Annotated in this window: 14 protein-coding genes; 4 read left to right on the forward strand and 10 right to left on the reverse strand. The window is 65.7% G+C overall.

Annotated features, from left to right (window positions below):
* Positions 1 to 7: 7 nt before the first annotated feature.
* Positions 8 to 622, reverse strand: coding sequence for a TetR/AcrR family transcriptional regulator (locus tag FLQ44_RS07220; protein ID WP_147693837.1), 615 nt, complete (start codon positions 620 to 622; stop codon positions 8 to 10).
* Positions 623 to 724: 102 nt separating this feature from the next.
* On the opposite strand from FLQ44_RS07220, the gene FLQ44_RS07225 reads away from it, so the two are divergent.
* From FLQ44_RS07225 to FLQ44_RS07235, 3 genes are read left to right on the forward strand one after another with little or no spacing between them, the layout of a single operon-like run.
* The gene (locus tag FLQ44_RS07225; protein ID WP_147693838.1) at positions 725 to 2,164 is read left to right on the forward strand and encodes an efflux transporter outer membrane subunit; all 1,440 of its coding nucleotides are present in this window, start codon (positions 725 to 727) and stop codon (positions 2,162 to 2,164) included.
* Positions 2,165 to 2,198: 34 nt separating this feature from the next.
* A complete protein-coding gene (locus tag FLQ44_RS07230) occupies positions 2,199 to 3,362 on the forward strand; it encodes an HlyD family secretion protein (RefSeq protein ID WP_147693839.1) in 1,164 nt (387 codons plus the stop codon).
* 9 nt (positions 3,363 to 3,371) lie between these two features.
* Entirely contained in the window at positions 3,372 to 4,901 is a 1,530-nt protein-coding gene (locus FLQ44_RS07235; RefSeq protein WP_147693840.1) for a DHA2 family efflux MFS transporter permease subunit, read from the forward strand.
* A gap of 78 nt (positions 4,902 to 4,979) precedes the next feature.
* Here FLQ44_RS07235 and FLQ44_RS07240 read toward each other — a convergent pair whose 3' ends face one another.
* Positions 4,980 to 7,040 (reverse strand): TonB-dependent receptor, encoded by a 2,061-nt coding sequence (locus FLQ44_RS07240; protein ID WP_147693841.1) that lies wholly within the window; start codon positions 7,038 to 7,040, stop codon positions 4,980 to 4,982.
* A gap of 260 nt (positions 7,041 to 7,300) precedes the next feature.
* Between FLQ44_RS07240 and FLQ44_RS07245 the strand changes: the two genes are divergently transcribed.
* Positions 7,301 to 7,663, forward strand: a complete 363-nt coding sequence (locus FLQ44_RS07245; RefSeq protein WP_147693842.1) for a DUF2325 domain-containing protein — start codon at positions 7,301 to 7,303, stop codon at positions 7,661 to 7,663.
* Between the two features lie 148 nt (positions 7,664 to 7,811).
* Here the strand turns inward: FLQ44_RS07245 and FLQ44_RS07250 are convergent, their stop codons facing one another.
* The 8 genes from FLQ44_RS07250 to hpnC all read right to left on the reverse strand — a co-directional run bounded on the left by FLQ44_RS07250 (position 7,812) and on the right by hpnC (position 14,366).
* Positions 7,812 to 7,988 carry a zf-HC2 domain-containing protein gene (locus FLQ44_RS07250; protein WP_147693843.1) on the reverse strand — a complete coding sequence of 59 codons (177 nt, stop codon included), beginning with the start codon at positions 7,986 to 7,988 and terminating at the stop codon, positions 7,812 to 7,814.
* Positions 7,985 to 8,548, reverse strand: a complete 564-nt coding sequence (locus tag FLQ44_RS07255) for a sigma-70 family RNA polymerase sigma factor (protein ID WP_147693844.1) — start codon at positions 8,546 to 8,548, stop codon at positions 7,985 to 7,987. The genes FLQ44_RS07250 and FLQ44_RS07255 overlap by 4 nt, the downstream gene beginning before the upstream one ends.
* Positions 8,549 to 8,556: 8 nt before the next feature.
* Complete coding sequence (gene radA, locus FLQ44_RS07260) at positions 8,557 to 9,927, reverse strand: DNA repair protein RadA (protein WP_147693845.1); 1,371 nt, start codon at positions 9,925 to 9,927, stop codon at positions 8,557 to 8,559.
* A gap of 66 nt (positions 9,928 to 9,993) precedes the next feature.
* Positions 9,994 to 10,653, reverse strand: coding sequence for a hypothetical protein (locus tag FLQ44_RS24315; RefSeq protein WP_240801204.1), 660 nt, complete (start codon positions 10,651 to 10,653; stop codon positions 9,994 to 9,996).
* A 9-nt stretch (positions 10,654 to 10,662) separates the two neighbouring features.
* Complete coding sequence (locus FLQ44_RS07270) at positions 10,663 to 11,415, reverse strand: SDR family oxidoreductase (protein WP_147693846.1); 753 nt, start codon at positions 11,413 to 11,415, stop codon at positions 10,663 to 10,665.
* Positions 11,399 to 12,691 carry a hydroxysqualene dehydroxylase HpnE gene (gene hpnE / locus FLQ44_RS07275; RefSeq protein ID WP_147693847.1) on the reverse strand — a complete coding sequence of 431 codons (1,293 nt, stop codon included), beginning with the start codon at positions 12,689 to 12,691 and terminating at the stop codon, positions 11,399 to 11,401. Before hpnE ends, FLQ44_RS07270 begins: the two co-directional genes overlap by 17 nt.
* The gene (gene hpnD, locus FLQ44_RS07280) at positions 12,688 to 13,533 is read right to left on the reverse strand and encodes a presqualene diphosphate synthase HpnD (RefSeq protein ID WP_147693848.1); all 846 of its coding nucleotides are present in this window, start codon (positions 13,531 to 13,533) and stop codon (positions 12,688 to 12,690) included. The genes hpnE and hpnD overlap by 4 nt, the downstream gene beginning before the upstream one ends.
* The gene (gene hpnC / locus FLQ44_RS07285) at positions 13,530 to 14,366 is read right to left on the reverse strand and encodes a squalene synthase HpnC (RefSeq protein ID WP_147693849.1); all 837 of its coding nucleotides are present in this window, start codon (positions 14,364 to 14,366) and stop codon (positions 13,530 to 13,532) included. Before hpnC ends, hpnD begins: the two co-directional genes overlap by 4 nt.
* Positions 14,367 to 14,371 lie beyond the last annotated feature (5 nt).

The raw sequence follows: 14,371 nt of genomic DNA on the forward strand, positions 1-14,371 counted from the left end.
CCCGGCTTCAGGCGCGAGCGCTTGACGGTGCGTAGCCGGCCATAAACACCTCTACCGCCGCCGCTACCGCTTCGGTAATGGCCTCGTCGGCGGGCATCTCGCGCGCGCCGACAATAAACCACTCCATGAACTCGGCCTCCAGCAAGGCCAGCAGGTGTACCGCTGCCGTCCACGGCTTGGCCTGGCGCAGGCGGCCTGCTTGCATCTGCCCTTCCAGAAACGTGGCCAGCTTGCCCCAGCCTATGGCCGGGCCATTATCAAAAAACAGCTGCCCCACTCCGGAGCGGCGCCCCTCCCCCAGCACAATGCCGCGCAGGGCGGCGATTTCCGGGCTGAGCAGGTTGCGCAGCATCTGCTCGCCAAAGCGCAGCAGCGCGCCGCGCAGGTCGCCATCGGCCGTCAGGCGCGCGTGGGCCTGGCTCATGCGCTCTTCCGCCAGCGTTTTCATCACCATCAGGAACAGCTCTTCCTTGGATGGAAAGTAGCTATACAGCGTGGCCTTGGAGCCACCAGCGCGGCTGGCGATTTCCGCCATCGACGTCGCCTCGTAGCCCTTTTCCATAAACACCGCAGCCGCGGCATCCACAATGCTCTGGCGTTTTGCCTCGGTTTTGACGCGCATGCCTACCCCCCAATACTGAACCAATCGGTTCAATTTAATCTTGACAGCCATTGTACACCACGATTATAACTGTACCGTACAGTTTAATTATTGACCGAAATCATGACCCAGACCCCCACCGCCCCCCTTGCGCGCACCCGGCTAGCCCTGCTGCTGGGTGCCGGCAGCCTGCTGGCCGGCTGCGCCAGCGTTCCCGACCTGCCCGCCAGCCCTGACCTGCTGCCGGCCAATCAGCTGCAAAGTAGCCAGAGCCTGCCAGCCAGCCAGGGCGAGTGGGCAGGCGAACACTGGTGGCAACGCTACCAGGACGCGCAGCTGAACCAGCTCATGCAAGAAGCGCTGGCCCAGTCGCCATCGCTGGCCAGCGCCCGTGCCCGCCTGCTGCAGGCCGACGGCCTGGCGCAGCAAGCCGGCGCGCTGCAGCAGCCCAGCGTCAGCGCTAACGCCGACTTCACCCGCCTGCGCCAGAGTATGAACAACGGCATGCCGGCCGCCTTTGTACCGCCGGGCTTCAACACCAGCAGCCGCGTGGCGCTGGATGTCAGCTACGAGCTGGATTTCTGGGGCAAGAACCGCAGCGCCATTGCCGCCGCCAGCAGCGAGCAAGCCGCCGCCCAGGCCGAGCTGGCGCAAAGCCAGCTGCTGCTCACCAGCGCCGTGGCCAGCCAGTACGCCGAGCTGGCGCGGCTGTTTGCCGACCGTGACGCCTGCCAGCAGGCGCTGAAAGTACGCAGCCAAAGCGAAGGCCTGATACGCGAACGCGAAAGCCAGGGCCTGGAAAACCGCGCCAGCGTAGCGCAGGCTGCCTCGCGCCGCGCCGCCGCTGCGGCCGACCTGCTGGCCGCCGACGAAGCCATTACCCTGCAGCGCCAGGCACTGGCCGCCCTGCTGGGCGCCGGCCCCGACCGAGGCCTGGCCCTGCAACGCCCGGCGCTGAGCGTGAACCAGGCGCAGGCACTGCCCGCCCAGCTGCAAGCCAACCTGATCGGCCACCGCCCCGACCTGGCCGCCGCCCGCCTGCGCGCCGAGGCTGCCGCCAGCCGCATCCGGGTCGCCCGCGCCGGCTTCTACCCCAATGTCAACCTGAGCGCCTATGTAGGCAGCCAGAGCCTGGGGCTGGATGCGCTCACCCGTGCTGGCTCCGGCATTGCCGGCTTCGGCCCTGCCATCAGCCTGCCACTGTTCCGCCAGGACGCGCTGCAAGGCAGCTACCGCAGCGCACGCGGCGAGTACGACAGCGCCGTAGCCAGCTACAACCAGACCCTGCTGCAAGCATTACAGGACATCGCCCAGGCCTATACCCGCCAGCAAGGGTTGGCCGCACAGCTGGCAGAGCGCAGCCAGGCGCTGGACGCCGCCCAGCGTGCGTGGGAGCTCACCCACGACCGCTACCAGGGCGGCCTGGCCAGCTACCTGGACGTACTGAATGCCGAAGACAGCGTGATCGCCACCCGCCGCACGCTGGCCCAGCTGCAAAGCCAGCAGGCCCAGCTGGACATCGCCCTGACCAAGGCCCTGGGTGGCAGCAGCCGCCCGGCCTGACCCGACACATACTATTGAGAGAAAGCACCCCATCATGAGCGAACACACCCAAGCCCTCCCCGCCCAGGACACCCCCACCCAAGCCATGCCGGCCGATGCGGCCAACCCTGGCGCGCGCCGCAAAACCCTGTTTGCCCTGCTGGGCGGCGTGGTAGCCGTGGGCGCCGTGGCCTACGGCAGCTACTGGTATCTGGTGGCCTCGCACCATGTCAGCACCGACAACGCCTACGTGGCCGCCGAAATGGCGCAGCTCACCCCCGAAGTAGGCGGCACCGTGCGCCAGGTGAATGTGGTGGACACCCAGGCGGTGAAACGCGGCGACGTGCTGGTAACGCTGGACGACACCGACGCCCGCCTGGCGCTGACCCAGGCCGAAGCCGAGCTGGCGCGCGCCCAGCGCCGCGTGCAAGGCTACCTGGCCAGCGATGAAGGCCTCGGCGCCCAGGTACAAGCCCGCGCCGCCGAACAGGTACGCAGCCAGGCGCAGCTGGTTTCGGCGCAAGCCGAGCTGGAGCGCGCCCGCCTGGACTACAACCGCCGCCAGGCACTGGCCAAAAACGGCTCGGTATCCGGTGAAGAAGTCAGCAATGCCCGCAGCGCACTGAACGTAGCCGAGGCCGCCCACCAGGCCGCCGAAGCGGCCGCCAGACAGAGCGCGGCCAACCTGCGCGCCGCCGAAGGCAGCCTGAAAGCCAACCAGACGCTGACCCGCGACACCAGTGTGGAGACCAACCCGGAAGTGGCACTGGCGCGCGCCAAGCGTGACCAAGCCCGCGTAGACCTGGCGCGCACCGTGATTCGCGCCCCGGTAGACGGCGTGGTCGCCAAACGCCAGGTACAGCTGGGCCAGCGCGTACAGGCCGGCAGCCAATTATTGTCCGTGGTGCCGCTGCAGGCCGTGCACGTGGATGCCAACTTCAAGGAAGCCCAGCTGCGTACCGTGCGCATTGGCCAGCCGGTGACGCTAAAGGCTGACCTGTACGGTAGCGAGGTGGCCTACCACGGCAAGGTAGCCGGCCTGGCCGGTGGCTCCGGTGCGGCGTTTGCCACCATTCCGGCACAGAACGCCACCGGCAACTGGATCAAGGTGGTACAGCGCGTGCCGGTACGCATCGCGCTGGACCCGGCCGAGCTGCGCCAGCACCCGCTGCAAGTGGGGCTGTCGATGACCGCCACCATCGACACCCGTAGCGAATAAGGAGGCCGCATGTCCGCGCCCAACTCCCCGCCTATTGTCCCGCTGCAAGGCGGCCAGCTATGGCTGGCGGCCCTGCTGCTGGCTGCGGCCAACTTTGTGGCCGTGCTGGACACCACCATTGCCAACGTGTCGGTACCCAATATCGCTGGCAGCCTGGGCGTGTCGTCCAGCCAGGGTACCTATGTCATCACGTCTTACGCGGTGGCCGAGGCCATTACCGTACCGCTGACCGGCTGGCTGGCGGCGCGCTTTGGCACCGTGCGGCTGTTTGCCGGCGCCATGATGCTGTTCGGCGTGTTTTCGCTGCTGTGCGGCATGGCCACCTCGCTGGAAATGCTGATCCTGTTCCGCGTGCTGCAAGGCCTGGCCGGCGGCCCGCTGATGCCGATGTCGCAAACGCTGCTGCTGCAGATTTTCCCCAAAGAAAAAGCCGGCGCCGCCATTGGTCTGTGGAGCATGACCACGCTGGTGGCGCCCATCATGGGCCCCATTCTGGGTGGCGTGCTGTGCGACGAAGCCAGCTGGCCGTGGATCTTCTACATCAACGTGCCCATCGCCATTGCCTGCGGCTACTTTGGCTGGCACCTGCTCAAACGCTACCAGAGCCCCCTCATGAAGATGCGCTTTGACACCATTGGCCTGGCGCTGCTGGTGCTGTGGGTGGGCGCGTTCCAGATCATGATCGACGAAGGCAAAAACCTGGACTGGTTCGGCTCGCCCATCATCGTGGGCCTGGCCGTGGTCAGCGCCATCGGCTTTGCCGCCTTCATGATCTGGGAGCTCACCGAGCGCGACCCGGTGGTGAACCTGCGCGTGTTCCGCCACCGCGGTTACTGGGTCAGCGTGGCCACCATCTCGCTGGCGTTCGGCTCGTTTTTTGGTGCCACGGTGCTCACGCCGCAGTGGCTACAGGCCTATATGGGCTACACCGCCACCGAAGCCGGCCACGCCACCGCCATGAGCGGCATCCTGGCCGTGCTGGTAGCCCCGCTGGCCGCGCAGCTATCGCAAAAGATGGACCCGCGCCCACTGGTGTTTGCCGGCGTGATGTGGCTGGGGGCGGTTACCCTGTACCGCAGCTTTGGCACCACCGATATGGGCTTCTGGCAGGTGGCGCTGCCGCTGCTGTTCCAGGGGGTGGGCATGCCGTTTTTCTTTGTGCCGCTTACCGGCCTGGCCATGGCCAGCGTCGAGCCGGAAGAAATGGCGTCTGCCGCCGGGCTGATGAGCTTCATGCGTACGCTGGCCGGTGCGTTTGCCACCTCCATCGTGACCACCGCGTGGGACGACAAGGCCAGCCACTACCACGCCGAGCTCACCGCGCTGGTGGATAGCACACCGCAGGCGCTGCAGCAGCTGGGCAACGGCAGCATCGACGCCGGCCGCGAGCAGCTATCGCAGCTGATCCAGGCGCAAAGCATCATGCTGTCCACCAACGAGCTGTTCTGGCTGTCCGGCCTGTCCTTCGTACTGGCTGCGTGCATGATCTGGCTGGCACCGCGCCCCACCCGCGTGGCCGATACCAGCCAGGCGCATTAAAGGTTGGCCGCAGCATAAGCGCACAAGGCCTGCCGGCATAGCCGGCAGGCCTTGCGCGTTAACGGGCCACTACCCTGATCAGAAGCGGTAACGCGTGCTCAGCAGCAGCTGGCGCGGGTTGCCCGGCATGATCTGCGCACTGGAGGTGGCGCTGACGTAGTAGCGGCGGTCGCTCAGGTTTTCTACCGCAAGCGTGGCATCCCAGGTTTTCTGGCGGTAGCCGGCGCGGGCGTCCCAGCGCTGGTAAGCCGGCAGCACGGTGGTATTGGCGCTATCGGCAAAACGCTTGCCCACGGCGGTAATGCCGACTTCGCCAAACCAGCCCTGGCTGGCGTCCATACCCACAAACAGGCTGCCGTTATGGCGGGAGACGTTGGCCGGGCGCTTGCCCTGGTTGGCCGGCTCGGCGCGCACCAGGCTGGCGTCTTGCACTGCCACGCCACCCCGCAGGTAGGCCTGGCCTGGCAGGCGCGCCTGGGCGCTCAGCTCGATGCCTTCGCTACGCTGCAGGCCGGTGAGAATGGTGCGGCTGGGGTCGGCCGGGTCGGTGGTGCGGCGGTTGTACAGCTCCAGACGGTATAGCGACAGCGTGGTGGCCACGCGCTGGCCCAGCCAGTCGCTCTTGATGCCGGTTTCGTACAAGCGGGTGTATTCCGGGTCCAGCACATTACCCTGGCTGCCCAGGGTGAGGCCGATCAGGCTGCCGCCCACCGGGGCGAAGGTCTTGCTGTAGCTGGCGTACAGCGCGTGCGCCGGCAGGCCGTTCCACACCACGCCCAGGCGCGGGCTCAGGCTGCTGCTATTGCGCGATTCGCTAGCGCCCGTATCCAGCCGGCGGCTGCTGACATGAAACACGTCGTGGCGCAGGCCGGCCAGCAGCTGCCAGTCGCCCAGCGTCAGCTGGTCTTGCGCGTACACGCCACGGCTGCGCACCTGGTGGCGGGCGTCGCTGTTCAGGCGCATGGCGCCGTTGTACTGCGCCAGCGCCTCGGGGCGGAACAGGTTGGCCGCAGCGATGGCGCTGGCGTTGTTGTACAGCTTGGGGCTGCGCTCTTGCCAGCCCTGGTCTATGCCCAGCAGCAGCTGGTGCTTGATATTGCCGCTGTAGACCTCGCCTTCCAGCTCGGTCTGGCTGATCAGGTTGTCGGCCTGCAGGTCTTGCTGCCAGCGCTGGCGACTGACATTGCTGCCGGAGACGCCAGTGACGTAGGTATTGTCGAACTGGCTATCCAGGCGGATCAGGCCCAGCAGGTGGCGCAGCTGCCACTGGGCGTTGATGTCGTAGCTCAGGCGCGAGCGCAGCGACTGCGATACGTCATGGATGTAGTCGCGGCGGGTGTCGCTATACACGCTCTCGCGCGGTACGTTGGCCGCAGCGCCGTTGACGCCAGGAATGCCACGGTCCGGCGTGCGGGTGTGTTCGTTGTACTCGTACTGCAGCAGCCAGTTCAGGTCCGGTGCCAGGCGCCAGTTCAGCGACGGCGCAAACAGCTTGCGGGTGCCGTCCACGCCGTTGCGGAAGCTGCCGTACTCTTCTTGTGCGGCATTCAGGCGCACGCGGATATCGTCGCGCCATTCGCCGTTCAGGTCGGCTTGCAGGCGGTAGCGGTCATTGCTGCCTACCTCGGCGCTTACCGTGGACGGCAGGCCTTTTTGCGGGCGTTTGCTGATGCGGTTCACGATGCCGCCGCTGCTGCCACGGCCGTACAGCACCGCTGCCGGGCCTTTCAGCACTTCTACGCGCTCGATATTGCCCAGGTCGCGGGTGTACTGCATATCGTCGCGAAAACCATCCAGATACATATCGGTACCGGCGCCAAAGCCACGAATGGTCACGCCGTCAAAACGGGTATCGCCGCTGGCGTCTACACCCGGCACGCCTACCAGCGCCTGGCTGAGGCTACGCTGGCCGTAGGCGGTGATCTGCTCTGCTTTTACGCTGTCGATGGTTTGCGGCACCAGTTTGGCCGGGGTGCGGGTGCGGGTAGCGGTAGTCACATCCGGCAGGCTGGCGGCGGTAGCGGCGGTATCGCCGGCCGTCACGGTAACAGTAGGCAAGGTGACATCGGCCAGCGCCGGGCCGGCCAGCGCGGCCAGCACCAGTAGTGGCAGGGTTCGGGGAGTAAGCGTGTGCATCATGCGTTTCGGGTCCGGAAAGGTTGGCCGCCGCGGCCGTCTTGGCGGCGCGGCTGTTGTCATGGGTCGCGAATAATACTGATTGTTATTTACTGCATCAACCCTGATACAAAGGCGGCTACCCGGCAGACACACCGGTCAGTCTTTGACATTTGTCATATCAATACGACAGTCACAAACATTTAATGAGAATTATTCTTGATAGCAAGAATGAGAATGGCTATCATCCACACATCAAATCAATCAATGCAGGAGTGGATGACATGAACGCCATGCTGGTAGGGGCAGATACTTTGGGCAATATCCCGGGGGTGCTGGACGAGTTCGGCATCAGCATCCACAAGCACCTGAGCGGCCGCAACAGCTCGCACCAGCGCAAGCTGGACCGCCTGCCCGCCGGCACCGACCTGCTGATCCTGTTTACCGACTTTCTGGGCCACAACGTGATGAAGCATTTTCGCGAGCTGGCCAACGAAGAAAAAGTGCGCTTTATCGCCTGCCGCCGCTCGGTATGCTCGCTCAAGCAGCAGCTGAACTGTGTCGGTTTTACCGAGAAACAGCACTGTGCCAGCTGCCCCAATGCCTGCGAGAAAACCAGCGCCGGCGGCAAGGCACGCAAGCACTAAGCCGCACACCAGCCATGCCGTGTCTGTACGCGGACGATCGCTTCTTATGAGTGGGATGCGGCTTGATGTGACACGGCCAGCAGCGGGTAGCCTGCTGGCCGTCTTTTTACAGCACCCTCTGCGGCCAACCTGGCCGCCCGCCCTGCCCTTATTCGTCGCGGGCGCGGCGGATGCCACTGCGCAGCTGCTGCATTTGCTGGCGAAAATGGCGGCAGTTGCGACACAGCAGCAGGTGAAACGACAAACGCACTTGCTCGCTGCGGCTAAGCGGGCGGTCCATACCGTCCGAAATCAGGCGGCTAGCCTGGCGGCAACTCATCATCATCGGGCTATCTCCTGCTGAAACCAGCGTGTCTCCAGGCACTCGCGCAGGCTCATGCGCGCGCGGTACAACATGACTGAACAGTTAGTCGTCGTAATCGATAAATTCTGACAAATATCGGCAATATCCATGTCCATCACCTCGCGCATGGCAAACACCATGGCGGTGCGTTTGGGCATGGCCTGGGCGCACTGCTGGTACACCTGCCAGAATTGCTTGGCCAGCAGGCCCTCCTCCGGCACGCCCCAGGCGCGCACTGCCTGCTGCCAGGCGCCCTGGCCATCAAACAGGCCGTCCAGGTCGGACAGGTCGGTGTCTTCGCTCAGGTCGGTGGCCACCTCGCGGTGCTGGCGGCGTATGGTATCCACCAGCTTGAAACGCAGGATGGAGATAAGCCAGGTGCGCACGCTGGCCTGGCCGGCAAAGCGCTCGCGCCCTTCCAGTGCGGCCAACAGCGCGTCCTGCACCGCGTCTTCGGCGGCGGCCTGGTCTTGCAGCTGGGCGCGGGCGTAGCGCAGCAGCCAGGGGCGCTCTGCTTCTATCTGTTCGGGGCTGGCGCTCATAGGGTTCCTTAGCGACGAATGCAAAAATCGACCGCCTCGGACAGGCGCTCGACCGCAATGACTTCCAGGCCTTCTATGTCCTGACGCGGCTTGTTGGCCGCCGGCACGATGGCGCGCTCGAAGCCCAGCTTGGCGGCTTCTTTCAGGCGCTCCTGGCCACGCGCCACCGGGCGCACCTCGCCAGACAGGCCTACCTCGCCAAACACCACCAGTTTTTCCGGCAGCGGCTTGTTCCGCAGCGACGACACCATGGCCAGAATCACCGCCAGGTCGGCTGCCGGTTCGTTGATTTTTACCCCGCCCACGGCGTTCAGGAACACGTCCTGATCGAAGCAGGCAATGCTGGCGTGGCGGTTCAGCACCGCCATCAGCATGGCCAGGCGGTTTTGTTCCAGCCCTACGCTCAGGCGCTTGGGCTGAAAGCCGTGCGCGTCGTCCACCAGCGCCTGGATTTCCACCAGCAGCGGGCGGCTGCCTTCTTGCGTCACCAGCACGCAGGAGCCGGACACATCGTCGCGATAGCTGGACAAGAAAATGGCCGACGGGTTGGACACGCCGCGCAGGCCGCGGTCGGTCATGGCAAACACGCCCAGCTCGTTGGCCGCACCAAAGCGGTTTTTGATGGCGCGGATCATGCGGTAGCTGGAGTGGCTGTCGCCCTCGAAATACAGCACGGTATCCACGATGTGCTCCAGCACACGCGGGCCGGCCAGCGAGCCTTCTTTGGTGACGTGGCCCACCAGGATGATGGTGATGCCGCTTTGCTTGGCGATACGCGTGAGCTGCGCCGCGCACTCGCGCACCTGCGATACCGAGCCGGGGGCCGAGGTCACCTGGTCGGAATACAGCGTCTGGATGGAGTCGATTACCGCCACTTCAGGCATTTCGGCCAGCAGGGCCGGGATGATGGCCTCCAGGCGGATTTCGGACAGCAGCCGCACGCGGCTGGCATCCACCGCCAGGCGGCTGGCGCGCAGGGCGATCTGCTGCGGCGATTCCTCGCCGGACACGTACAGCACCTTGCGGCTGGCCCCGATGGTGGCCAGCGCCTGCAGCAGCAGCGTGGATTTGCCAATGCCGGGGTCGCCGCCCAGCAGGATGACGGCCCCTTTTACGATGCCGCCGCCCAGCACTCGGTCCAGCTCTTCGATACCGCACGACTCGCGCGGCACTTCGGCGGCCTGCACCTGCGACAGCTGCTGCACCGGCTGGGTTTGCGCGGTCCAGCTCTGGAAGCGGGCGTTGGCCGCCACGGCGGGCGGCGCGGCCACGGTTTCGGCCAGGCTGTTCCAGGCACCGCAGTGCGGGCACTGGCCTTGCCATTTGGGCGAGGTGCCACCGCACTCGCCGCATTGATATTGCGTCTTGAGTTTTGCCATGGGGGGATTATGAGCCAGTACGGCTGTCAGGTCACGACAGCCAGCACAGCCGCGCAGCAAGGCCGCTTAGTGCGAGCCGGCAGGTTTGGCAGGCGCGGGTGCGGGTTTGGCGGCCGGGGCGGTGCCGTTTTTCTCGGCTTCCAGGTCGTTCAGGATATTCAGCAGGCGGTTGTCGGTAGCGCTGGGGGCGCCCTTGTCGGCGTTTTCAGCCTTCTCGGCCCCGCGTACGGTAGACAGGATGGAATCAATCAGCGGGTCGTGCTTGGCCAGCTCTTCGGCTTCTTCGTTGGTAATCACGCGCTTGCCTGCCGGTGCGGCCGGCGCGGCCGCAGCCGCACCGGGGGTAGCCGCACCACCGTGTGCAGCGGGTGCAGCTACAGGCTGATCACTTTTTTTTTGAGCCGGGTCGTCGTGTGCGGCGCCCTCTGCCGCTGCGGGCGGTGCCGACGCCTCCGCCTCTGGCGGCGGCGGTGTCGGGTCGGGTGGCGGGGTAACCGTTTCCAGCTTGTTCTTGGTCATATACTCGTGCATTTCGCGCCAGCCGGCATACACCTGCGCCTTATCTGCGTCGGGGTTACGGTTGTAACACTCCTCCAGCGAACGGCCGGTCTGGCGGCAGGACGCACCTATCGCCTTGTTGGACTCGGCAGCCAGCCCGCTGACATTCATGACCCAATTGCAACCGGTGAGCAACACCAGCATGGGCAGTAACAGATAAGCCCGCATTCAGTATCCTTATGCAATAGTGCGCAAATCCAGCACCGTGGTTTCACCACTGCGGCCACGGCTGGCGCTACCCAGCCAGTACAGCATGTGCGGCATCAGGTCGGCCAGGTTGCCGCGCTCGCTCTTGGCTTCACCCGGGTGGGTGCGCGTGCGCTGCGGCGAGTTGACCGGGCCGGGCACCAGCAGGTTTACCCGCAGGTTCGGGTACGCATCCCACTCGGACGCGGCCACCTGCATCAGGTAGCCCACACCGGCCTTGGACGCGCCAAATGCGCCCCAGAACGGCCCCGCCTGCTGGCCGTGGGTTTCACCGACAAATACCACACTGGCGTCGGCGGCGGCAGTAAGCAGCGGCATGCAGGCACGGGTCAGCGCAAACGGTGCGACCGTGTTGATGCGGTACTGGTTCATCCATTCGTCGATACGCTGGTCTACCAGCGGCGACAGCGCGTAAAAATGCGCGGCACAGTGCACGATGCCATCCAGGCGGCCTACCGCGTGCTTGATCTGGTAGGCCATGGTGTTGAAGTCGTCATCGCTGGCCTTGAGCAAATCCAGCGGGATGGCTACCGGCTCGGGGCCGCCTGCCGCCACGATGTCGTCGTATACCTTTTCCAGGCCTTTCACACTGCGCGCCAGCAGTACCACGGTGGCACCGTGGGCGGCGGCGGCCAGCGCCGTTTCGCGGCCTATGCCCTGGGTAGCACCGGTGACCAGCACCACACGGCCGGCCAGATAATCTTTTTCAAACGTTTGCGTCATTCTTTTTAGTCCAGTCCTGCATGAGGGTTCGGGCGGCCGTGACGCCACTGCGCACAGCCCCTTCCAGTGTGGCCGGGTAGTCGGCACACAGCCAGTCGCCCGCGAGATAGGCGGATTCTACGCCAAGTCGCACCGCCGGGCGCGCCAGGCTCACGTTGGCCGCAAAGGTGGCGCGCTGCTCGGTGATCTGCCAGCTGGCTTGCAACGGCGGCAAATCCGGCACATGGCGCTGCATTTCACCCAGCACCGCGGCCAGCAGCGCGTCGCGCCCCAGCGTGGCGTGCGGGCCGTCGGCACTGATTACCACCGATACCAGCCCCGGCTCGCCGCTTAATGCCTGGCGGTCGAACCACCACTGGCCCACGCCTCTGGCCTGGCCGGTCATCACGGCGGGCAGCCGCACCCTGCCCTCAAACTGCAGGTACAGGGTAGTTATCGGCTGGTATTGCCACGCCTTGAGCAGCGCGGTCAGCGGCGCATGATCCAGCAAGGCGGCGGCGTGGTACGGCGCGACCGCCACCACCACCGCGTCAAAAAACTCGCCGTCCACGCGCCAGCCACCGTTGTCGGGCTGCAGCGCGGCCACACGCTGCCCCAGCCGGGTAGCCACGCCTTGTGCGGCCAACCATTGCAGCGCGGGGTCGACAAACAGCGTAGAGAGATCCACACGCGGCAGCAGCAGCTGGCTGTCACGCGCCGAGGGGGCACCCAGGCTATCGCGCAGCACATTGGCCAGCAGCTGCATGGAAGCCTGCGCCGGGGGCGTGTTGAGCGTGGCCAGAATCAGCGGCTGCCAGAAGCGCTGCAGCAGCGCCTCGCTCTGGCCGTGCGCGGCCAACCATGCCTGCGCCGGCGCATCTTGCCCGATTTGCCAGCGCTGCCACCTGAGCCAGGTCAACAGCCGTGCCAGCGCCAGCTTGTCGCGCCAGCGCAAGCCACGGGCGGTAGCCAGGCCCGCCAGCAGGTGCAGCGGCGCCGGCCAGGCCGGGCAGCGCATGGCCATGCCGTCTACCTGCTGCCAGGCCAGCGGCTGTGCGGCCAACTGTGCGTCCACGGCCACACCCACAGTGCGCATCAGCCGCAAGCATTCGCGGTAGGCGCCAATCAGGATGTGCTGGCCGTTATCCAGTGCCATGCCGCCCAGCGGCACGCGCCGTGCACGCCCGCCAGCGGCTTTGCCGGCCTCGTACAGCACCACGCGGGCAGCGGGCGCCAGCTCGATGGCGGCAGCCAGCCCGGCCCAGCCGGCACCGATAATGGCAACGCGTGGGGTCAAGGCTTGTAGCCGAAGGTGGCGGTTTTCCACGCCAGCCACAGCTTGCGGCCGGGCGAGAGCGACAGGCGCTGGTTCAGCACCTTGCGCGGGCCGTCCAGCTCGATTTCGTCCAGCGTGGCGCGGTAGATGGCCGCCATCACCAGGCCGATGCGTTGTGCTTTGCGGTCGGCCGCCGGCAGCAGCTGCCAGGCTTTCTGGTAGCTTTCGCGCGCGCGCTGGATCTGGAAGCGCATCAGCGCGTCAAACTCTGGCGATTCTTTGTACGCCATGATGTCGGCTGCCGGCACGCCAAAGCGCTGCAGGTCTTCCACCGGCAGGTACAGGCGGCCACGGCGCGCGTCTTCGCCTACATCGCGGATGATATTGGTCAGCTGGAACGCCAGCCCCAGCTCGTGCGCGTATTTCAGCGTGGCGCGGTCGGTGTAGCCGAAAATCTGCGCCGACAGCTGCCCCACGACGCCGGCCACGCGGTGGCAGTACAGCTGCAGGTCGCTATAGCGGCTGTAGCGCGGCACGTCCAGGTCCATCTGCATGCCGTCGATGATCTCGGCCAGCCAGGCTTGCGGCAGGTCGAACGCTGCCACATGCGGCTTCAGCGCCTGCATCACCGGGTGCGTGGGCGTGCCCTCGTACAGCGCCGCCAGCTCGGTGCGCCACCACGCCAGCGTGGTACGCGCCACGTTGTCGTCGTGAATCTCGTCTACCACGTCGTCCACCTCGCGGCAAAACGCGTACAGCGCCACCATGGCGTCGCGCTTGTCGGCCGGCAGGTAGCGAAAGCTGCTATAGAAGCTGGAGCCGCTCTTGGCGGCTTTGTCTTCGCAATATTGTTGGGGGGTCACGCCCGCCTCCTCTTTTTGCTGTACGGCGCGCTAAACGCCTTCCAGATAATGTACAGCCAGTCTTTCCACACCAGCACCGGGCGCTGTGTCAGCACATCGCCACGGGCGTCGTGAATCTTTTTCAGTATGCGCTCGCCACCCAGCACAATCATGCGCAGCTCCAGCCCCAGGCGGCCTTGCAGCTTCAGCGCCAGCGGCGAGCCGGCTTCCAGCATGGCCAGCGCACGTTTTACTTCTTTATCCATCAGCATGGGCCACACGCCGCCGGCATCACGCGCAGCGATCTGTGCCTCGCTGATGCGAAAACGCGCCAGGTCTTCCTGCGGGATATACACGCGGCCTTTGTCCCAATCCACTGCCACATCCTGCCAGAAGTTGATCAGCTGCAGCGCGGTGCAAATGCCGTCCGACATGGCCACGCTGCGCGGGTCGTGCTCGCCGTACAGGTGCAGCATCAGCCGCCCCACCGGGTTGGCCGAACGGCGGCAGTAGTCCACCAGCTCGGCAAAGTTCTGGTAGCGCGTTTTTTCCACGTCCTGGCTAAACGCCGACAGCAAATCGTAAAACGGTGCCAGCGGCAGCTTGTATTCGGCTATCACCACCGCCAGGCGCTGCATCAGCGCCGTCTGCGGTGCCTGCCCGGCCTCGATACGGCCCAGCTCGTCGCGCAGCGCCTGCAGTGCGGCCAACCTTTCTGCCGGCTGCGCATCGCCCTCGTCGGCCAGGTCGTCAGCGTAGCGGGCAAAGTGGTAGATGGCGTGCACCGCCCGGCGCATGCGCCGTGGCAGCAGGATGGAACCCACCGGAAAGTTTTCGTAATGCCCTACCGACATGGCAC

The organism is Vogesella mureinivorans (genome assembly GCF_007644035.1).
In the GTDB taxonomy this organism is placed as follows: Bacteria; Pseudomonadota; Gammaproteobacteria; order Burkholderiales; family Chromobacteriaceae; genus Vogesella; species Vogesella mureinivorans.

Excerpts from the sequence above, each read along its gene's own strand:
- FLQ44_RS07220 (WP_147693837.1), bottom strand. The coding sequence starts at position 622 with ATGCGCGTCAAAACCGAGGCAAAACGCCAGAGCATTGTGGATGCCGCG.
- FLQ44_RS07225 (WP_147693838.1), top strand. The coding sequence starts at position 725 with ATGACCCAGACCCCCACCGCCCCCCTTGCGCGCACCCGGCTAGCCCTG.
- FLQ44_RS07230 (WP_147693839.1), top strand. The coding sequence starts at position 2,199 with ATGAGCGAACACACCCAAGCCCTCCCCGCCCAGGACACCCCCACCCAA.
- FLQ44_RS07235 (WP_147693840.1), top strand. The coding sequence starts at position 3,372 with ATGTCCGCGCCCAACTCCCCGCCTATTGTCCCGCTGCAAGGCGGCCAG.
- FLQ44_RS07240 (WP_147693841.1), bottom strand. The coding sequence starts at position 7,040 with ATGATGCACACGCTTACTCCCCGAACCCTGCCACTACTGGTGCTGGCC.
- FLQ44_RS07245 (WP_147693842.1), top strand. The coding sequence starts at position 7,301 with ATGAACGCCATGCTGGTAGGGGCAGATACTTTGGGCAATATCCCGGGG.
- FLQ44_RS07250 (WP_147693843.1), bottom strand. The coding sequence starts at position 7,988 with ATGATGATGAGTTGCCGCCAGGCTAGCCGCCTGATTTCGGACGGTATG.
- FLQ44_RS07255 (WP_147693844.1), bottom strand. The coding sequence starts at position 8,548 with ATGAGCGCCAGCCCCGAACAGATAGAAGCAGAGCGCCCCTGGCTGCTG.
- radA (WP_147693845.1), bottom strand. The coding sequence starts at position 9,927 with ATGGCAAAACTCAAGACGCAATATCAATGCGGCGAGTGCGGTGGCACC.
- FLQ44_RS24315 (WP_240801204.1), bottom strand. The coding sequence starts at position 10,653 with ATGCGGGCTTATCTGTTACTGCCCATGCTGGTGTTGCTCACCGGTTGC.
- FLQ44_RS07270 (WP_147693846.1), bottom strand. The coding sequence starts at position 11,415 with ATGACGCAAACGTTTGAAAAAGATTATCTGGCCGGCCGTGTGGTGCTG.
- hpnC (WP_147693849.1), bottom strand. The coding sequence starts at position 14,366 with ATGTCGGTAGGGCATTACGAAAACTTTCCGGTGGGTTCCATCCTGCTG.